The organism is Amycolatopsis nigrescens CSC17Ta-90, assembly GCF_000384315.1.
In the GTDB taxonomy this organism is placed as follows: Bacteria; Actinomycetota; Actinomycetes; order Mycobacteriales; family Pseudonocardiaceae; genus Amycolatopsis; species Amycolatopsis nigrescens.
Genome location: NZ_ARVW01000001.1, coordinates 4,621,889 through 4,638,938, shown reverse-complemented (window position 1 = coordinate 4,638,938; position 17,050 = coordinate 4,621,889). Strand labels below are relative to the sequence as shown.

Sequence of the window (17,050 nt, the reverse complement as noted above, 5' to 3'; positions counted from 1 at the left end):
TATAACAGTGGGCGGCGGGCGCCCGGCGAGGGGGTTACTCGCCGGACGCCCGCCGGAAGGATTGCTGCCCCGGTTCGTCCAACTCGTGGAACGCGGGGTCCTCGTCGTCGAGGTCGACGACCACGGCCTGGCGTCGGAGGCGGGAGGTCGGCGAGGGTTTGCGCTCGGATCCGACCAGCTCACGGCGGCTTTCGGCGACCACTTCGACATCGTCGGGGTGACCGTCGTCGCTTTCGGGCGCGCGGCGGCCGGGGCGGGCGGGTTCCGCGCCACCGCCGTTGTACCTGGCGAGCCGGCGCTCGCGGATCCCGTCCTCGATGCGCACCTGCCGGCGCAGGTAGCCCAGGTAGCAGACCAGCCCGGCGTCGATCGCGCCGTGTGCCCACCATGCGGTCGACCAGACGAAGCCGGCGACCACCGCGGAGACGATCGCGGCGATGATCAGCCCGAGCACCACCCGCTGGCGGTGCACGTACTTGGCGCGGGCGGCGATCTCCGCGGCCTCCGGGTCGAAGCCACCCCGGCCGGGTCGGTACCTACGGCTGCCTTCGCGCTCCTCGCGAGGCGGGCGGGCCGGCGCGGGTTCGTCGAGTTCGGCCTCGAGCTCTTCCAGCTCCGCGTCTAGTTCGGCCTCAAGGTCTTCGGGATCGGCCAGATCGTCGTCCTCGGCTTCTGGTTTGCCGGTCTCGGACATGGCGAACTCCCCTCGCTCGGCGGCGCGCGCACTCCCGCTTCGCACGACCCTCGCGGCCAGTGCGGAGTCGGTGGTCCGCGCGATCTCCTGGCGTTTGCGAGCGATCATGGGCACAAGGACGACGAGCCACGCTGCCGCCAGCGCGACGATGATCAACGAACTGGGCATCTCCCGTCACCTCCCCCGATCCACTGCTGTCGTCACGCTAGTCACAGCAGTCACAGATCGGGCGGAGGCACGCCGCCGGGGAACTTGAAAAGTCGTCACCGGATTAGGTGATTCTCACCCGGTGTGGTAACGCTCTCTTTTCGGCGGCGATTTTACCGAACTCAGACACGCGAAGCGCGGCCTGCTGCTATCAGCCTGGCCGCCAGCCCGTCCCCGATCTCCTCCACGGTGACCGCGAAACACAGGTGGTCGCGCCAGTCCCCGGCGACGTCCAGATAGCGCTGGAACAGGCCCTCCTGCCGGAACCCCACCTTCGCCAGCACCCGCAGGCTGGCCTGGTTCTCCGGCCGCACGGTGGCCTCCAGCCGGTGCAGCCCGGCGAGCGTGAACACGTGGTCCGCGACCAGCGCCACCGCGGCCGTGGCCACCCCGCCGCCGACCGCCGAGGAGGACACCCAATAACCGACCCATGCCGAACGCAGCGAGCCCCTGATCACGTTGCCCACGGTGATCTGCCCGGCGAACTCGCCGTCGAGGGTGATCGTGAACGGCATGCACTGCCCGCGCCTGGCCAGCGAGCGCAGCGCGGCCCACTGCGGCGGCCACGACCAGAACGCGTTGCGGTCGGTCCAAGTCCCCGGCGCGGTGGGTTCCCATTTCTCCAGGTGGCCGCGGTCGCGCAACCGGACCCGGCTCCAGTCGCGGCCGTCGCGTAGCCGCACTGGCCGCACCTCGACCACCCCGGCCGGCACCGCCAGCCCGCCCAGCCTGGCCGGCCAGCCGGGATGCCTGCTCTCCATGTCGTAGGTCGAACCCTGCACCCGCTGGGCCATCCCGTCCTTGTGCTCCCGGCTACCCTCGCTGGGCCAGGAAAGTGACCTTGACCTGCTCACCCGCCGCCACTTCGGTCAGATCCTCGTCCACATTGACCAGGCAGTTCGCCTCGGCGAGGGAGGCCAGCAGGTGTGCTCCGGACGTGCCGAGCGGCTGCACCAGGTACTCCCCGTTGCCCTCGTCCCGCAGCAGCTGCCCGCGCAGGAAACCCTTGCGCCCCTTGGTGGAGGTGATGGGCGAAAGCAGCCGGGCGCCGACCATCCGGCGATGCGGGTTGCGGGTGCCGCGGGCCGCCCTGATCAACGGCCGGATCAGTACCTCGAACACCACCAGCGCGCTCATCGGGTTGCCCGGGATCAGGAAGGTCGGCACCGAATCCGGCCCCAGCCTGCCGAAGCCCTGCACCGAACCCGGGTGCATGGCGACCCTGGTCAGATCGATCCGGCCGAGGTCGGAGAGCGCGGCGTGCACCTCGTCGCCGGCGCTGCCGCCCGCCCCGCCCGCGACCACCACGATCTCGGACATCAGCAACCGGCCCTCGACGACCTCGCGCAGCCGCTTCGGATCGGTGGGCACGATGCCGACCCGGTTCACCTCGGCACCTGCGTCCCTGGCCGCCGCGGCCAGCGCGTAGGAGTTGACGTCGTAGACCTGGCCAACCGAGGGCGCCCGGTCGACGTCCACCAACTCGTCGCCGACGGACACGATGGACACCCGCGGCCTCGGATAGACCAGCACCTTGGCCCTGCCGACCGCGGCCAGCAGCCCCACCTGCGCCGAGCCGATGGTGTCGCCCTTGCGCACCGCCACGTCACCGATCTGCACGTCCTCGCCGGTCCGGCGGACGTACCCGGCGGAGGGCACTGCGCGGTTCACCGTCACCTTGGCGTGGTGGCCGTCGGTGTAGGCGGTGGGCACCACGGCGTCCGCCAGCGTCGGCAGCGGCGCGCCGGTGGCCACCCGGACCGCCTGGCCGGGCTGCAGCCGCCGCGGCTGCCGGGAGCCGGCCGGGATCTCGCCGACCACCGGCAGCTGGATCTCTTCCTGCCCCGCGGTGCGCACGTCCACGCTGCGCACCGCGTAGCCGTCCACGGCCGCCTGGTCGAAACCGGGCAGCGCGTGTTCGGCGATCACCTCTTCGGCGCAGAGCAGGCCCTGCGCCTCCGAAATGGCCACCCGGACCGGCCGTGGACGCACCGCGGCGTCCAGCGCGAGCGCGATCTGCGCCGCCACGGACCGGAACTCGGGGTCTTGCCCGGTTCCGGTGATCTCGGCGGGCTCGGGGGTCGGTTCGGTCATGGTCAGGGCTTCTCGATTCGGTCGGTCAGCCAGGTCCGCAGCGCCGGGCCGTACTCCGGGTCGTCCAGCGCGAAGTCCACCGCGGCACGCAGGAAACCCCCGGGGTTGCCGAGGTCGTGCCGGTCGCCGTGGTGCACCACGATGTGCACGGGGTGGCCTTCCTTGATCAGCAGCGCCACCGCGTCGGTGAGCTGCAGCTCGCCGCCGGAGCCGGGGGTGATCCGGCGCAGCGCGTCGAAGATCGCGCGGTCCAGCAGGTAGCGGCCGGCCGCGGCGAAGGTGGAGGGCGCGTCCTCCGGCGCCGGCTTCTCCACCATGCCGTGCACCTGCTTGACGTCCGGGTCCGCGGTGTCGGTCACGTCGAACACGCCGTACGGCGAGATCTGCTCCTTGGGGATGTCGAACGCGCACAGCACGCTGCCGCCGTACTCGGCCCGCACCGCGGACATCCGGGAGAGCACCCCCGAAGGCAGCACGAGGTCATCCGGCAGCAGTACGGCGACGGCTTCGTCGGCGTCGGTCAGGTTGGGCTCGGCCTGCGCGACCGCGTGCCCGAGACCGAGGGCCTCCTTCTGGATGGCGACCTCGACGTCGAGCAGCGCCGGCCCGCGGCGGATCTTCTCCAGAAGTGCGGTCTTGCCCTTGCGCTCCAGTGCCGATTCCAGCTCGGGTGCGGGACGGAAGTAGTTGACCACGGACTCCTTGCCGGGTGAGGTGACTATCACCAGCCGTTCGGCCCCGGACTCCGCGGCTTCGGTGGCCACCAGCTCGATGCCTGGGGTGTCCACCACCGGTAGGAGCTCCTTGGGCACGGCTTTGGTGGCCGGCAGGAAACGCGTGCCGAGGCCTGCGGCCGGCACGATCGCGGTTCGGAACGTCTGGGTTGATGCGGCGCCCGTCATAGGCGCAAAGCCTAACCTGGGCCCGTGCACGCTTGCGGCAATGAGCACCCCGGCAAGGCGGAGTGGCGAGCCACGCTGCTCGCATCGAGGTCGGCGGTACCGCCGGACCTGCGCGCAGCCGAGGCCGCCGCGCTGGCCGAGGCGGCGGCCGGGCTGGTTTTCGGCGCCATCGTGGGCGCCTACCTGCCGTTCGGCACCGAACCGGGGTCCACGGCGCTGCTGGACGCCCTCCGCGACAGCGGCGCACAGGTACTGCTGCCGATCGTGCCACCGACGCCGGGCGCGCTGGACTGGGCCGCCTACGACGGCCCGGCCACCCTGGTCGAAGGCAAGTTCCGCGGGCTGCTGGAGCCGTCCGGCCGGCGGCTCGGGACGGCCGCGATCGGCGCCGCGAGCCTGGTGCTGGTGCCGGCGCTGGCGGTGGACCGGTCCGGCGTCCGGCTGGGCAGGGGCGCCGGCTACTACGACCGCTCGCTCGGTTTCGCCGCCCCGGACTCCGCGCTGGTCGCGGTGGTGCGGGACGCCGAGCTGGTCGACCGGCTGCCCGCCGAGCCGCATGATCTCCGGATGACCGGCGCGCTCACGCCCGGCGGAGGTCTGACAAAGCTGCCGTCTAGTTGACCACATAGGTTTGCGCGGAAGGAATGTCATAACGCACAATCGTGTTAGCACTCGCAGGGGTTGAGTGCCAACGCGCGAAGGAGTGCCCGTGCCCACCTACCAGTACGCCTGCAAGGACTGCGGCCACCGCTTCGAAGCGGTGCAGTCGTTTTCCGATGCGAGCCTGACCGAGTGCCCGCAGTGCACCGGGACGCTGCGCAAGCTGTTCGGCTCCGTCGGCGTCATCTTCAAGGGCAGCGGCTTCTATCGCAATGACTCCCGTTCCGACGCGAAGTCGGGCAGCACCGCGGCGAGCAGCACCAACGGCGGTGACAGCAAGACGGCCGACTCTTCGTCGTCGAACTCGTCCAGCTCTTCGAGTTCATCGAGCGACTCGGGCAAGTCCGGCAAATCGGACTCCAGCTCTTCGAGTGCGAACTCTTCATCCTCCTCCAGCACCCCGACAAAAACCTCTGCCGCGGCTCCCTGAGCCCCCGGTTATGCACAGCACCCCGGTTATCCACAGCCGGGGTGTTCCGCTCTTCCGCACCCCTCACGCACCCGCCTAGCTTCGATCTTGCGAGCACGGAACCCACCGTCCTCGCAGGTCTGGAAGCCAGGAGGACGCGATGGACCTGTCCGAACTGCCCCGCTCGGCGATGGCGTGGTGGCAGCGCCGCTGGCCGCGGATCCGCGGCCGCCCGCTGCTGCTGTTCCGCCGCGGGCTCGCCGTGGCACTGCTGCTGGCCTCCGCGTTCGTCGCCGTGCTGCCGGCGTCGGCGGGAGACGACCCCGGTCTTCCCGCGCTGGTCAGCAGCCGCGATCTGCCGGCCGGTCGCACCCTGACCGCCGAGGACCTCCGGGTGGTCTCCATGCCGGCTCCGTTGCGACCGGAAGGCGCCTTCACCGAACCGGCGGCGGTGCTCGGCCGGTTGCTCACCGGCGCCGCTCGTACCGGTGAACCGATCACCGACGCGCGGCTGATCGGGAGCGGTCCGAACGTCCCCGATACGGGTGAACCTGAGTCGGCCACGGTGCCGGTCCGGCTGGCCGACCCCGGCGTCGCCGAACTGCTCCGTCCCGGTGTCCGGGTGGACGTGGTGACCTTGGACGCCGCCGAGCAAGACCGCCGTGTACTGGCGAGTAAGGCGGCGGTTGTGACTGTGAGCACTCCGCCCGAGGGTCCGCAGCGCATCGGCGGCGGCACCTCGAAAGGGCCGTTGGTGCTGATCGCGGTACCCGTGGAGATCGCCACCCAGGTCGCCGCCGCCTCGCTGGGAAGGCCGGTAACCGTTACCCTCCGCTAGCGCCATTTTCTTTGCGCGGCAACGGAAAACACGGTCCGGACAGAACAGGAGCGCGACTGTGATCAAGGGTTTCAAGGACTTCCTGATGCGCGGCAACGTCGTCGACCTCGCGGTAGCGGTGGTCATCGGCACCGCCTTCACCGCCATCGTCACCGCCTTCACGAACGGCCTGGTCAAACCGTTGATCAACGCCATCGGTGGTTCCGACGCGGCGAAGGGGCTCGGCTACCAGATCTTCGCCGGTAACGACGCCACGTTCCTGGACTTCGGCGGGGTGATCAACGCGGTGGTCAACTTCGTGATCATCGCGGCGGTGGTCTACTTCGCCATCGTGCTGCCGGTGCAGAAGGTTCAGGAACGCCGCAAGCGCGGCAAGGAGGCCGGGCCGTCCGAGCCGACCGACGTGGAACTGCTCACCGAGATCCGCGACCTGCTCCGCCAGCAGCAGGGAGGTGCCTCCGCGACCCGCAGCGACGGCCGGCACTAATCGCCGTGATGGGGCGGGCGGTTCTCCAGGTACCACGAATCGGTGTTCTCACGGGCGGCCTCCGGGTCCCGCTCGTCGGAGGTGGTGTCCGGCAGCACGTCGCCGAAGACCGCGTCGACCTGCCGTCGATCGGGCTTGCGTGGTGTCTTCCGTTCCTCGTCACCTGCCATGGACCCATGATCCCACCAGAGAAAGGTATGCGATGAGTTTGTTCGACAAGGCCAAGGACCTGGCGGCGCAAGCGGCCGGAAAGGCGACCGAGGTCGCCGGCGAAGTGGCAGAAAAGGCGACACCGCTGACGGAGCGTGCCGGCGACCTGGCGGCCAAGGGCGTGCACGTGACCGCGGCCGGCGCGAACAAGGTGACCGGCGGGCGGTTCGAGGAGACGATCAGCGGGGTCAGCGAAAAAGTCGAGGGTGTGCTCGGCAAGGACAAGCCCGGCCAGGAGCACACCCCCGGGAGTTAGCCGCTAGGCGTTGTCCAGCACGGACAGCTCGTCGATGACGTGCGGCACCAGCGAGGACAGGGTGGCCATGCCGTCGCGCACGGCCGCTCGCGAGCCGGCGAGGTTGACCACGAGCGTGCTGCCGGAGACCCCGACCAGGCCGCGCGAGATCCCGGCGTCCACGGCTCCGGCGGCGAGGCCGGAGGAGCGCAGCGCCTCGCCGATCCCGGGGATCGGGCGGTCCAGCACGCCGGCGGTGGCGTCCGGCGTGACGTCACGCGGCAGCACACCGGTGCCGCCCACGGTGATCACCAGATCCACGCCGCCGATCACCGCGGTGTTCAGCGCGTTGCGGATGGCCACGGTCTCGCCGTGCACCACCACGACGCCGTCCACGATGAAGCCGGCTTCCTCCAGCAGTTCGGTGACCAGCGGGCCAGCGGTGTCCTCATGCTCACCGTGCGCCGCGCGGTCGTCGACGATCACCACAAGGGCGCGGCCAAGCCGTTGTGCACTCCGTTCCATGAGGCCCACCGTAGTCGGTCTCGCCGTCGGCGGGCACACAGCACGAGTCTTACCGAACCCTGACGGACCGGCCGGGTGTACTGCGTTCCGCCGGGGGTGCGCCTAGCGTCACCGGCGTGCGAGTTCTCGTGACCGGCGGCGCCGGTTTCATCGGTTCCCAGATCGCCGACCAGCTGGCCGCGTCCGGGGACGAACCGGTGCTGCTGGACAGCCTGCTGCCCTCGGCACACGGCCCGGTCGGCGCGCCGGACTACACCTCGGCGCACCGGTTCGTGCGGGGCGACGTCCGCGACGCCGGGCTGCTGCGCGAGTTGCTGACCGAAGTGGACGCGGTCTGCCACCAGGCGGCCGTGGTCGGGCACGGTGTGGACCCATCGGACGCGCCTTCGTACGCGCTGCAGAACGACTACGGCACCGCGGTGCTGCTCGCCGAGATGTACGCGGCCGGGGTGTCCGAGCTGGTGCTGGCCTCGTCCATGGTCGTCTACGGCGAGGGCCGCTATTCCTGCCCTGACCACGGCATCGTGCCACCGGCCCCGCGCCGGCAGTCCGATGTGGACCAGGGCAGGTTCGAGCCGTGCTGCCGGCGGTGCGGCGGCGAACTGGTCTCCGAACTGGTGCCCGAGGACGCGCCGCTGCTGCCGCGCAGCACCTACGCCGCCACCAAGCTGGCGCAGGAGCATCTGGCGGGCGCCTGGGCGAGGCAGACCGGCGGCACGGTCTGGGCGATGCGCTACCACAACGTGTACGGGCCGCGTATGCCGCAGAACACGCCGTATGCCGGGGTCGCGTCGTTGTTCCGGTCGGCGCTGCTGCGCGGCGAAGCGCCCACAGTGCTCGAGGACGGCAACCAGCGCCGCGACTTCGTCCACGTGCACGACGTGGCGCGGGCGAACCTGCTCGCCCTGCGCACCGCCGGGGAGTCCGGCGAGCTGATCCCGGTGAACATCTGCTCCGGTACCCCGCACACGGTCGGCGAGCTGGCCACCGAGTTGGCCGCTGCCTGCGGCGGGCCGGCCCCGGTGGTGCTGGGCGGCGCCCGCCCGGCGGACGTGCGGCACGTGGTCGCCGACCCCGCGCGGGCCGAGCGGCTGCTCGGCTTCACCGCGCGCACCGGCTTCACCGAGGGCATCGCCGCGTTCGCCACCGACCGGCTGCGCGACCCCGTCCCCGCCTGACGGGCAAGAAGTCGGCTATTTGCCGGTTGGGTCAGGCGAGGGGGAGGCGGACTTCGAACCGGCAGCCGGGGCCGTGGTTGTGCACGCCGATCCGACCGCGGTGCGCCTCCACCAGGCCCTTCGTGATGGCGAGGCCGAGGCCGCCGCCGGAGGTGGTGCCGCTGCGGTCCGGGGTGCGCGCCTGGGTGCCGCGGAAGGCCACGTCGAAGACCCTGGGCAGTTCGTCCTCCGGGATCCCGCCGCACGAGTCGTCCACGGCGAGCAGCGCGTCGCCGCCGTCGATACCGATCTGCACCGCGACCGTGCCGTCCGGCGGGGTGTGCCGGATCGCGTTGGACACCAGGTTCCGCACCACCCTGGCCAGCTCGGGGTCGCTGCCCGCCACCACCGGCTGCCCGTTCTCGCTGGCCAGCACGCGCACCTTCTTCCGCTCCGCGACCGGGGTCTGCGCGGCCAGCGCGTCGCTGACCACATCCCGCAGCGGTACCGCGGACAAGGTGAGCTGCAGGGCGCCGGCGGTGATCCTGGACAGTTCGAACAGGTCCCCGACCATGCCGGACAGGCGGGTGGTCTCGCCGCTGATCCGCTGCGCGTACCCGGCGACTTCCCCGGGTTCGGAGACGATCCCGTCGGCCAGCGCCTCGGCCATCGCCTGTATCCCGGCCAGCGGGCTGCGCAGGTCGTGGCTGATCCAGGCCACCAGCTCGCGGCGGGAGGCCTCGGCGGCCCGTTCCCGGCTCCGGGCCTCCCGTTCCCAGACACTGCGCAGGGCGATCGCCCTGCCGAGCACGATCGCGGCCGGCACGGTGATCAACGCGACCAGCAGGCAGACGATCAGCATCGTGGTCAACGCCGTGGTGAACATGAACCCGCTGACGCCGAGCACGCCGACAAGGGTGGCCAGCACCGGGATCAGCACCAGCACGGTCATCGTGCTGGCCAGCGACCCCCGCCGCAGCCAGAACAGCACCAGCCCGCCGAGCAGCGCGACCGGCAGCGCGAAGGCCAGCGCCAGCGGCAGGATGTGCCAGACATGCGTGAGCAGGTCGTCGAAGGACTCGCCGGACTCGATCATGATCGGCCGAGGTCGTAGCGGTAGCCGATGCCCCACACGGTGGCCACCCGGACCGGTTTGGCCGGCTCGCGCTCGATCTTCTCGCGCAGCCGTCGCACGTGGACGGTCACCGTGGACTGGTCGCCGAAGTCCCAGCCCCAGACCTTCTCCAGCAGGTCGGACCTGGAGTACGCGGTGCCCGGATTGCCGAGGAAGAAGGCGAGCAGGTCGAACTCCCTGGTGGTCAACGGCAGCTCGGCCCCGTTCAAGCTGGCCTGGCGGGCGCCGAGCAGCAGCCGGAGGTTGCCGTCCACCAGCTCGGCCACCTCGGGTGCCCGGCTCGGCATCCGCGCCCGGCGCAGCACCGAGGACACCCGCAGCGCCAGCTCCTTCGGGCTGAACGGCTTGGTCACGTAGTCATCCGCGCCGAGCTCCAGGCCGGCGATGCGGTTCTCCTCCTCGCCGAGCGCGGTCAGCAGCACCACCGGCACGGCGCTGACCGCACGCAGCCGCCGGCAGACCTCCAGGCCGTTGATGCCAGGCATCATCACGTCCAGCACCACCAGCTCCGGCCGCGTCTCAGCGAACCGGCGCAGGCCCTCGGCGCCGTCCCCGGCCACCTCCACGGCGAACCCGGCCGCCTCGAGGTACCGGCGCACCACGTCGCGCACCGTCTCGTCGTCGTCGACCACCAGCACCCGGCCGGACAGCTCGTTCACGCGCACCTCACCAGAACGTCAGCACCAGATGATTCACCAGCAGCGCGACCGCCGCCTGCCCGGCCAGCCACCAGCGGCGGGAAACGGCGGGCAGCAGGGCGGTCGCGGGCAGCAGCCATACCGCGAACGGTAGCCAGATGCGCTCGGTCTCGGCCTTGGACAGCCCGGAGAGGTCGGCGAACAGCACGGTCAGCGCCGCCGCGGCGACGATCAGCAGCACCGGGTCCCTGCGCCACGGCGGGTCCAGGAAGCCTCGCACGGCGCTCCGGCGCAGGCCGGCCGCCACGGCGGGCCCGGTGACCAGCGCCAGGCAGGCCAGGTTCGCCCATACCCAGTACGAGTACGGCCGCGCGCTCGCGATGCCCTGGTAGTAGCGCTCAACGACCAGGTGGTAGCCGTCCAGCCACCAGAAACCGGCCATGGTGAACACGGCGACCACGGCCAGTGCGCCGAGCAGCGCGAAGACCAGCGCCCGCACGCTGCGGCCGAGCCACCCCACCGCGAGCGCGAGCAGGCCCAGCAGCACCAGGCCGTAGGACAGGTAGGCGCCGAAACCGAGCAGCACCCCGGCCAGCACGGCGAGCGGCACCGCGGTCCCGCGGTCGCGCTGGAACTGGCGCGTGGCCAGCGCGAGCAGGGCGATACCGCAGGCGGTGACCCCGGCGAACAGTCCGTCCGCGGAGACACCGACCCAGACCGCGCCCGGAAAGAGCACCAAGAAGGGCAGCACCGCCCTGGCCGCTTCGGCGCGGCCCAGTGCGGCCAGGGTGACCGGCACGGCGACGGTGACCAGGCAGCCCACGAGCAGGCAGAGCACGGCCGCCCATGCCCCGCCCGGCAGGCCGAGCCGGTCCAGCCAGACGAACACCAGGGTGGCGCCCGGCGGGTGCCCGGACACGTGCGTGGTCAAGGAGTCCGGCTGGAAGTCCAGGATGCGCCCGGAGAACTCCCGCAGCAGCAACGGAATGTCGGTGATCCCTGGCACCTCGTGCAGGTACTCGGAGGGCTGGCTCAGCCGGTCGGCGAACCCGCGCGCCCAGCCGTCCACCATGGCGAGCGAGAAGGTCCAGCCCAGCGTAGCCAGATAGCCGGCGCCGAGCAGGCCGCGCCAGGACAGGCGCGCGGCCAGCGCAGGTCCCTGCGACACCACGGCCAGCGCGATCAGCACCGCGAAAACCGACCCCGGCCCGAAATGCGGGCCCCAGTCCCCGTACAGCGGCGGTGCGAACGCCCAGATGACCACGCCGGAACCAGGCCGGTTGAAGTAGGCACCGACCGCCGTCGCGGCGCCGACGAGCAGCAGCGCCAGCCCGGCCGCGGCGAGGTCTGGGCGCAGGCCGCGGGTGCGCGGCTCGGCCGGCCGCGCGGCCTCGGAGATTTCGGGCATCAGAATGCCGACGATAACGCCGCGCGCCGCCGTCCGACAGCGGGCGGGAAGGTTCGTCACGAGTTGGTAAGAACTCTTCACTCCAACAGGTCATGTCATGAAATGGTAAGCAGCACAAGGGTTTTGCACCGTCCACGGTGGACCTAGCGTCTTCGGCGTGAACGCTGACCAAGTGGATGTGGTGCTGCCCTGTCTGGACGAGGCCGGTGCGCTGCCGGGCGTGCTCGGCGCGCTGCCGCCCGGTTTCCGGGCGATCGTGGTGGACAACGGATCGACCGACGGCTCGGCCGGGATCGCCGGTGCGCTCGGCGCGACCGTGGTGCGCGAGCCGCGTCGCGGTTACGGCGCGGCGGTGCACGCCGGGCTGACCGCGGCCACCTCGGACGTCGTCTGCTTCATCGACGCCGACGGCTCGCTGGACCCCGCCGAGTTGCCGGCACTGGTCGACGTGGTGCGGACCGGAGCGGTCGAACTGGCGGTGGGCAGACGGGTGCCGGTCGAGCGCGGTGTCTGGCCGTGGCACGCCAGGGCCGGCAACCTGCTGCTGGCCGTGCTGCTGCGCCGCCGCGGGCTGCCGGTGCGCGACATCGCCCCGGTCCGTGCCGTGCGCCGGGAGGCGCTGACCGCGCTCGGGGTGGCCGACCGCGCCTTCGGCTACCCGCTGGAGCTGCTGGTCAAGGCGGCGCGGGCGGGCTGGCGGGTTCAGGAGTTCGACGTCGCCTACGGCAAGCGCGCGAAGGGCACGAAGTCGAAGGTGTCCGGGTCGGTGCGCGGCACGGCCCGCGCGATCCGCGACTTCGGCCGGGTGCTGGCGCGGTCGCGAAACGAGCCCACCCGATGACGGCCCGGTTCTGCCTGCTGGTGGTGGCCAAGGCGCCGGTGCCCGGGTTCGCCAAGACGCGGCTGTGCCCGCCGGCGACCCCGGAGCAGGCGGCCGGGCTCGCCGCGGCCGCGCTGCTGGACACCCTGGACGCGGTGCTCGCCACCCCGGGCGCGGTGCCGGTGGTGGCGATGACCGGCGACCTCGCGGCGGCAAGTGATTCCGCCGAGCTGACCGGCAGGTTGCGGGCCACCACCGTGATCGCCCAGCGCGGCCGGGACTTCGCCGTCAGGCTGGCGAACGCGCACGCCGACGTCGGCCTGCTGCACCGGCGGCTGCCGGTGCTCCAGATCGGCATGGACACCCCGCAGGTCACCCCGGAACTGCTGACGGGCTCGGCCGAGCGGCTGCTCGGCGGGCGGCAGGCGGTGCTCGGGCCCGCCGTGGACGGCGGCTGGTGGGCACTCGGGCTGCGGGATCCCCGCCTGGCCGAGGTGCTCGCCGGGGTGCCGATGTCGAGGCCGGACACCGGGGAACTGACCCGCCGTGCGCTGGCCGGCGCCGGGGTCAGCCCGGCCACCCTGCCCACGCTGTCCGATGTGGACACTCTGGCGGACGCGCACGCGGTGGCCGCCGGCCTCACCTCCGGGCGCTTCGCCCGTGCGGTGGCCGAGCTCGGGGAGCGGGTCCGGTGAGCGAATTCGACACCGCGCTGCTCGGCAACCGGTGCTGGCTGGAACTGGCCACCGGCGAACGCATCGAGCTCACCCACGACCGCTGGATCCGCCCGCCAGCCGGTGCGGACGGCCTGCTGCTGGACCGCTGCGCCGGCCCGACCCTGGACGTCGGCTGCGGGCCGGGCAGGCTGACCGCGGCGTTGACCACCCGCGGGGTGGCCGCGCTGGGCATCGACACCTCGCCCACCGCGGTCCGGCTGACCAGGCAACGCGGCGCGGCCGCCCTGCACCGGGACGTGTTCGGCCCGGTGCCGGGCGAAGGGCGGTGGCGGCACGTGCTGCTCGCCGACGGCAACATCGGCATCGGCGGCGATCCGGCCGCGCTGCTGCACCGGGTCGGCGAACTGCTCGGCAGCCGGGGCACCGCACTGGTCGAGCTCGACCCGCCGGGGCGTGGGCTGCGGCGCGACCGGGTCCGGATCCGCTCCGGCGCCGCGGTTCCCGGCGCCTCCTGGTTCACCTGGGCCTGGCTCGGCCTGGACGCGCTCACCGAGGTGATCGGGAAGACCGCACTCCGGGTCCGCTGGACCACCCGGTGGGAACAACGCTGGTTCGCCGAACTGGAGCGCCGATGAAAGCCCCGCCCGCACCCCGGTTCACCGCCGCCGCCCATTCGCCGCGGGTCACCGCCCGGATCGGCGTCTGGCTGGCCGTCGCCTTCGGGATCTGCTTCCTGACCGGGCTGATCAGCCATCTCATCCAGCACCCGCCCGGCTGGTTCGTCTGGCCGAGCCGCCCGGTCTGGCTCTACCGGGTCACCCAGGGGTTGCACGTGATCTCCGGGATCGCGTCGATTCCGTTGCTGCTGGCCAAACTGTGGACCGTCTACCCGAAGCTGTTCGACCGGCCGCTGATCCGTTCGCTGCCGCACCTGATCGAACGGCTGTCCATCCTGCTGCTGTCCGCGGCGGTCTTCTTCGAGCTGCTCACCGGGCTGTTCAACGTGGCGCAGAACTACCCGTGGAACTTCTACTTCCCGCAGGTGCACTACGCGGTGGCCTGGGTGGCGATCGGCTCGATCCTGCTGCACATCGCGGTCAAGCTGCCGGTCATCCGGCGCGCGTTCGGCCCGGAGAACGAGGAGGACCGGGAAAAGCCCGAGGCGCGGGGACTTTCCCGGCGCGGGTTTCTGCGCACCACCGGGCTGACCGCCGGTGCCGCCGTACTGGCCACCGCGGGGGCGACGGTTCCCTTCCTGCGCAACGTTTCCGGCCTGTCTTGGCGATCGGGGAACGGGCCGCAGGGCGTGCCGGTGAACCGGTCCGCGGCCGGGGCCGGAGTACTCGACGCAGCACAGGATCCGGCCTGGCGGCTGGAAGTCGTCGTCCCCGGCGGTGGCCGGAGCTTCTCACTGGCCGAACTACAGAAGCTGCCGCAGACCACCGCGGAACTGCCCATCGCCTGCGTCGAAGGGTGGAGCCAGTCGGCCACCTGGACCGGGGTCTCGCTGCCGGACCTGCTGCAGGCCGCCGGCGCCCGGCCCGGTTCGACGGTCAACGTGTCGTCCATGGAGCAGAACGGGCTGTACGCGAATAGCGTGCTGCCCGGGGAGCACACCACCGACCCGCTGACCCTGCTGGCGTTGCGGCTGAACGGCGAAGTGCTCGCGCTGGACCACGGGTTCCCGTGCCGGATCATCGCGCCGAACCGACCAGGTGTGCTGCAGACCAAATGGGTACGACGGCTGGAGACGGTATGAAACTGTTGCGGCTGCTGCTGGTGCTGCCCGGGCTGGCCGCGCTCGGCTGGGGCGTGCTGCTGCTGATCGAGTTCGGGCTGCCGCTCGGTCCGCACAGCTTCGTGGCGGCCGGCTGGCTGCTCGCCGGGCCGCTGCTGCACGACGGGCTGGTCGCCCCGCTGACCGGCCTGGCCGGGGTCGGGCTGAGCCGGATCCTGCCCGCCGCCTGGCAGGCGCCGGTCGCGGGCGGGGCGGTGGTCACCGGTGTGCTCGGCCTGCTGGCACTGCCCCTGCTGTGGCGGTCCTACGGCGCACCGCCGCTGCCTGGCCTGCACGATGGCAACACCTGGCTCGGCCTGCTGCTCTCGGTCGGCGTGGTATGGCTAGTCGTGCTGATAGCTGGAGTTACCCGTCAGCACGCGGCGTCGTGAGTGAAAAGTGTTGTCCCAGCAACGTTTTCCACTCACGACCTAAAGTGAGCCGCGCCGGACCGGAGAGGGGATATCCGGGCCGACGCGGCTCTGCTCACGGCTTTGGGGCGACAAAGCCGGAGTTTGGTCTCGGCCGCGAGCTGCGGCCGAGCGTTTATTTGCGGGACACCCGCACCCGGTCGGACACAGCAACCGGGCTGGCGCGAGCATCGGTCGCTGTGTCCTCCGTCTTAGTTGATCGTCACCGGCTGGCCGCCGAGGGAAACCTCGACCACCTGCGAGTCACCGACGGTCAGCTTGACCTTCTCGCCGGGTGCCCTGGTGCGGATGGCGGCGACCAACGTGTTCGCGTCGTCCACCACCCGGTCGTCGATCTTGGTGACCACGTCGCCGGGCTTCAGACCGGCCGCCTCGGCCGGGCTGCCCGGGGTGATCTGCCCGAGCTGCGCGCCGCCCTCCGGGGCGTCGAGCACCCCCGCGCCGATGAAGGTCTGCGTGGCCTTGCCGTTCTTGATGATGTCGTCCGCGGTGCGGCGCGCCTGGTCGATCGGGATGGCGAAGCCGATGCCGACGTTGCCGCCCTCGGACTGCTGCCCCGGCATCCCGCCCGAGCCGCCCTGCTGGGGGCTGTAGATCGCCGAGTTGATGCCGATCACCTGACCGGCGGTGTTCGCCAGCGGCCCGCCGGAGTTGCCGGGGTTGATCGCCGCGTCGGTCTGCACCGCGTCCATCACCGTGCTCTGCGCGCTCTCCCCGCCGCCGGCGCTGACCGGCCGGTGCAGCGAGCTGACGATGCCGGAGGTGACGGTGCCGGCCAGCTCGAACGGCGAGCCGATCGCGACCACGCCCTGGCCGACCTTCAGGTCGTCGGAGCGGCCGAGCTCGACCGGGGTCAGCCCGCTGACGCTGTCCGCCTTGACCACCGCGATGTCGGTGGTCGGGTCCCTACCGATGATCTTGGCCGTGGCCTTCTTGCCGTTCTGGAACACCGCCTGGATCTGGCCGCCGTCCGCGGCTGCCTCCACCACGTGGTTGTTGGTCAGGATGTAGCCGTCTTCGCTGAGCACGAACCCGGAGCCCTCACCGGCACCCGACCGGCCCGCGACCCGCAGCTGGACCACGCTCGGGGAGAGCTTCTCGGCCACCGCCTCCACCGAGCCCGGCTGCGCGTTGGCCGTCTGCCTCGCCGGCGGCTGCTGGTCCAGCGCGGTCACCGAGGACCCGCCGCTGACGCCATCCGAAGCGAGGTAGCCGCCGATCCCGCCGGCGGCGCCGCCGACCAGCAGGGCCAGTACCGCCACCCCGGCGACCAGCCTGCCGCTGCCGCGGGAAGTCGGGCGCTGCTGCTGGGTCACCGGCGCGGCGAAGGTCGCGGTGCTCTGCGGAAGGCCGTACTGGCCGTAGGGATTCTGCTGACCTGGATGCGCCTGACCTGGCTGGGCCTGGTGCGCCTGCTGGGTCGCCGAGCCGAAGAGCACGCCCTCCTGCCCTGTCCCCTGCTGACCAGGCGCGGACTGCGCCGACGGTGCGGACGGTGCTGCCCATGGGCTCGGCGCGCCGGCCTGGTACTCGGAGTACTCGGAGCCGGCGGGCGTACCCCGGGGCGGCGTGCTGGGCTCTTGCTGAGCCGGCCGCTCGCTAGCGCCGGGATCCTGCTGGGCACTGGGGTCGTTCTCGGTCATGTCACCACCATGCGCGTCGGTCCTGAGAGGTTGCTGAGCCGAAGCTGTGCTTCCTACATGAAGTCCTACCTGAAGTATGCCGGTAGCCCCGGAAGAGCACAGT

At 71.7% G+C, this 17,050-nt stretch carries 21 protein-coding genes; 11 read left to right on the top strand and 10 right to left on the bottom strand.

Annotated features, from left to right (window positions below; genetic code table 11):
- Positions 1-34 precede the first annotated feature (34 nt).
- From sepX to AMYNI_RS0122125, 4 genes are all read right to left on the bottom strand, one after another.
- Positions 35-862 carry a divisome protein SepX/GlpR gene (gene sepX / locus AMYNI_RS0122140; protein ID WP_020670242.1) on the bottom strand — a complete coding sequence of 276 codons (828 nt, stop codon included), beginning with the start codon at positions 860-862 and terminating at the stop codon, positions 35-37.
- A gap of 161 nt (positions 863-1,023) precedes the next feature.
- On the bottom strand, positions 1,024-1,695 hold the full coding sequence (locus AMYNI_RS0122135; RefSeq protein WP_020670241.1) for a GNAT family N-acetyltransferase: 672 nt from the start codon (positions 1,693-1,695) through the stop codon (positions 1,024-1,026).
- Positions 1,696-1,714: 19 nt separating this feature from the next.
- Positions 1,715-2,995, bottom strand: a complete 1,281-nt coding sequence (glp, locus tag AMYNI_RS0122130) for a molybdotransferase-like divisome protein Glp (RefSeq protein ID WP_020670240.1) — start codon at positions 2,993-2,995, stop codon at positions 1,715-1,717.
- Between the two features lie 2 nt (positions 2,996-2,997).
- Positions 2,998-3,897 carry a UTP--glucose-1-phosphate uridylyltransferase gene (locus AMYNI_RS0122125; protein WP_020670239.1) on the bottom strand — a complete coding sequence of 300 codons (900 nt, stop codon included), beginning with the start codon at positions 3,895-3,897 and terminating at the stop codon, positions 2,998-3,000.
- A 24-nt stretch (positions 3,898-3,921) separates the two neighbouring features.
- Between AMYNI_RS0122125 and AMYNI_RS0122120 the strand changes: the two genes are divergently transcribed.
- The 4 genes from AMYNI_RS0122120 (at position 3,922) to mscL (ending at position 6,291) form a co-directional block, all read left to right on the top strand.
- Positions 3,922-4,518 carry a 5-formyltetrahydrofolate cyclo-ligase gene (locus tag AMYNI_RS0122120; protein ID WP_020670238.1) on the top strand — a complete coding sequence of 199 codons (597 nt, stop codon included), beginning with the start codon at positions 3,922-3,924 and terminating at the stop codon, positions 4,516-4,518.
- A gap of 88 nt (positions 4,519-4,606) precedes the next feature.
- Positions 4,607-4,987, top strand: coding sequence for an FmdB family zinc ribbon protein (locus tag AMYNI_RS48265; RefSeq protein ID WP_084628431.1), 381 nt, complete (start codon positions 4,607-4,609; stop codon positions 4,985-4,987).
- A 139-nt stretch (positions 4,988-5,126) separates the two neighbouring features.
- Positions 5,127-5,804, top strand: coding sequence for an SAF domain-containing protein (locus AMYNI_RS0122110; protein WP_020670236.1), 678 nt, complete (start codon positions 5,127-5,129; stop codon positions 5,802-5,804).
- A gap of 58 nt (positions 5,805-5,862) precedes the next feature.
- Entirely contained in the window at positions 5,863-6,291 is a 429-nt protein-coding gene (mscL, locus tag AMYNI_RS0122105) for a large-conductance mechanosensitive channel protein MscL (protein WP_020670235.1), read from the top strand.
- On the opposite strand, the gene AMYNI_RS49600 is transcribed toward mscL, so the two are convergent.
- Positions 6,288-6,461 (bottom strand): hypothetical protein, encoded by a 174-nt coding sequence (locus AMYNI_RS49600; protein ID WP_020670234.1) that lies wholly within the window; start codon positions 6,459-6,461, stop codon positions 6,288-6,290. The genes mscL and AMYNI_RS49600 overlap by 4 nt on opposite strands.
- A 32-nt stretch (positions 6,462-6,493) precedes the next feature.
- On the opposite strand from AMYNI_RS49600, the gene AMYNI_RS0122095 reads away from it, so the two are divergent.
- Positions 6,494-6,757, top strand: a complete 264-nt coding sequence (locus tag AMYNI_RS0122095; RefSeq protein WP_020670233.1) for a hypothetical protein — start codon at positions 6,494-6,496, stop codon at positions 6,755-6,757.
- Positions 6,758-6,760: 3 nt separating this feature from the next.
- On the opposite strand, the gene AMYNI_RS0122090 is transcribed toward AMYNI_RS0122095, so the two are convergent.
- Positions 6,761-7,261 carry a MogA/MoaB family molybdenum cofactor biosynthesis protein gene (locus AMYNI_RS0122090; protein WP_157357447.1) on the bottom strand — a complete coding sequence of 167 codons (501 nt, stop codon included), beginning with the start codon at positions 7,259-7,261 and terminating at the stop codon, positions 6,761-6,763.
- A 116-nt stretch (positions 7,262-7,377) separates the two neighbouring features.
- Here AMYNI_RS0122090 and AMYNI_RS0122085 point away from each other — a divergent pair, with 116 nt between their 5' ends.
- Positions 7,378-8,439, top strand: coding sequence for an NAD-dependent epimerase/dehydratase family protein (locus AMYNI_RS0122085; protein WP_026360763.1), 1,062 nt, complete (start codon positions 7,378-7,380; stop codon positions 8,437-8,439).
- 31 nt (positions 8,440-8,470) lie between these two features.
- On the opposite strand, the gene AMYNI_RS0122080 is transcribed toward AMYNI_RS0122085, so the two are convergent.
- The 3 genes from AMYNI_RS0122080 to AMYNI_RS0122070 are packed head-to-tail and all read right to left on the bottom strand — an operon-like array spanning position 8,471 to position 11,599.
- On the bottom strand, positions 8,471-9,514 hold the full coding sequence (locus AMYNI_RS0122080; RefSeq protein ID WP_020670230.1) for a sensor histidine kinase: 1,044 nt from the start codon (positions 9,512-9,514) through the stop codon (positions 8,471-8,473).
- Positions 9,511-10,212, bottom strand: a complete 702-nt coding sequence (locus AMYNI_RS0122075) for a response regulator transcription factor (RefSeq protein ID WP_020670229.1) — start codon at positions 10,210-10,212, stop codon at positions 9,511-9,513. The genes AMYNI_RS0122080 and AMYNI_RS0122075 overlap by 4 nt, the downstream gene beginning before the upstream one ends.
- A gap of 7 nt (positions 10,213-10,219) precedes the next feature.
- A complete protein-coding gene (locus tag AMYNI_RS0122070; RefSeq protein ID WP_020670228.1) occupies positions 10,220-11,599 on the bottom strand; it encodes a hypothetical protein in 1,380 nt (459 codons plus the stop codon).
- A gap of 157 nt (positions 11,600-11,756) precedes the next feature.
- Here AMYNI_RS0122070 and AMYNI_RS0122065 point away from each other — a divergent pair, with 157 nt between their 5' ends.
- Genes AMYNI_RS0122065 through AMYNI_RS0122045 form a run of 5 tightly spaced genes read left to right on the top strand, consistent with a single transcriptional unit; the run spans position 11,757 to position 15,265 of the window.
- Complete coding sequence (locus AMYNI_RS0122065; protein WP_245573973.1) at positions 11,757-12,440, top strand: glycosyltransferase family 2 protein; 684 nt, start codon at positions 11,757-11,759, stop codon at positions 12,438-12,440.
- Entirely contained in the window at positions 12,437-13,114 is a 678-nt protein-coding gene (locus AMYNI_RS0122060; RefSeq protein WP_020670226.1) for a TIGR04282 family arsenosugar biosynthesis glycosyltransferase, read from the top strand. The genes AMYNI_RS0122065 and AMYNI_RS0122060 overlap by 4 nt, the downstream gene beginning before the upstream one ends.
- Positions 13,111-13,731 carry a methyltransferase domain-containing protein gene (locus AMYNI_RS0122055; protein ID WP_020670225.1) on the top strand — a complete coding sequence of 207 codons (621 nt, stop codon included), beginning with the start codon at positions 13,111-13,113 and terminating at the stop codon, positions 13,729-13,731. Before AMYNI_RS0122060 ends, AMYNI_RS0122055 begins: the two co-directional genes overlap by 4 nt.
- Positions 13,728-14,855, top strand: a complete 1,128-nt coding sequence (locus tag AMYNI_RS0122050) for a molybdopterin-dependent oxidoreductase (protein ID WP_020670224.1) — start codon at positions 13,728-13,730, stop codon at positions 14,853-14,855. Before AMYNI_RS0122055 ends, AMYNI_RS0122050 begins: the two co-directional genes overlap by 4 nt.
- On the top strand, positions 14,852-15,265 hold the full coding sequence (locus AMYNI_RS0122045; protein WP_020670223.1) for a hypothetical protein: 414 nt from the start codon (positions 14,852-14,854) through the stop codon (positions 15,263-15,265). The genes AMYNI_RS0122050 and AMYNI_RS0122045 overlap by 4 nt, the downstream gene beginning before the upstream one ends.
- Positions 15,266-15,495: 230 nt before the next feature.
- On the opposite strand, the gene AMYNI_RS0122040 is transcribed toward AMYNI_RS0122045, so the two are convergent.
- Positions 15,496-16,947, bottom strand: coding sequence for a trypsin-like peptidase domain-containing protein (locus AMYNI_RS0122040; protein WP_026360762.1), 1,452 nt, complete (start codon positions 16,945-16,947; stop codon positions 15,496-15,498).
- Positions 16,948-17,050 lie beyond the last annotated feature (103 nt).

What these genes read in the sequence shown, in the direction of transcription:
- sepX (WP_020670242.1), bottom strand. Translation starts at nt 862, where the DNA reads ATGCCCAGTTCGTTGATCATCGTCGCGCTGGCGGCAGCGTGGCTCGTC.
- AMYNI_RS0122080 (WP_020670230.1), bottom strand. Translation starts at nt 9,514, where the DNA reads ATGATCGAGTCCGGCGAGTCCTTCGACGACCTGCTCACGCATGTCTGG.
- AMYNI_RS0122125 (WP_020670239.1), bottom strand. Translation starts at nt 3,897, where the DNA reads ATGACGGGCGCCGCATCAACCCAGACGTTCCGAACCGCGATCGTGCCG.
- AMYNI_RS0122050 (WP_020670224.1), top strand. Translation starts at nt 13,728, where the DNA reads ATGAAAGCCCCGCCCGCACCCCGGTTCACCGCCGCCGCCCATTCGCCG.
- AMYNI_RS0122110 (WP_020670236.1), top strand. Translation starts at nt 5,127, where the DNA reads ATGGACCTGTCCGAACTGCCCCGCTCGGCGATGGCGTGGTGGCAGCGC.
- AMYNI_RS0122135 (WP_020670241.1), bottom strand. Translation starts at nt 1,695, where the DNA reads ATGGCCCAGCGGGTGCAGGGTTCGACCTACGACATGGAGAGCAGGCAT.
- AMYNI_RS0122070 (WP_020670228.1), bottom strand. Translation starts at nt 11,599, where the DNA reads ATGCCCGAAATCTCCGAGGCCGCGCGGCCGGCCGAGCCGCGCACCCGC.
- AMYNI_RS0122095 (WP_020670233.1), top strand. Translation starts at nt 6,494, where the DNA reads ATGAGTTTGTTCGACAAGGCCAAGGACCTGGCGGCGCAAGCGGCCGGA.
- AMYNI_RS0122090 (WP_157357447.1), bottom strand. Translation starts at nt 7,261, where the DNA reads ATGGAACGGAGTGCACAACGGCTTGGCCGCGCCCTTGTGGTGATCGTC.
- AMYNI_RS0122060 (WP_020670226.1), top strand. Translation starts at nt 12,437, where the DNA reads ATGACGGCCCGGTTCTGCCTGCTGGTGGTGGCCAAGGCGCCGGTGCCC.
- AMYNI_RS49600 (WP_020670234.1), bottom strand. Translation starts at nt 6,461, where the DNA reads ATGGCAGGTGACGAGGAACGGAAGACACCACGCAAGCCCGATCGACGG.
- AMYNI_RS0122040 (WP_026360762.1), bottom strand. Translation starts at nt 16,947, where the DNA reads ATGACCGAGAACGACCCCAGTGCCCAGCAGGATCCCGGCGCTAGCGAG.
- AMYNI_RS0122045 (WP_020670223.1), top strand. Translation starts at nt 14,852, where the DNA reads ATGAAACTGTTGCGGCTGCTGCTGGTGCTGCCCGGGCTGGCCGCGCTC.
- glp (WP_020670240.1), bottom strand. Translation starts at nt 2,995, where the DNA reads ATGACCGAACCGACCCCCGAGCCCGCCGAGATCACCGGAACCGGGCAA.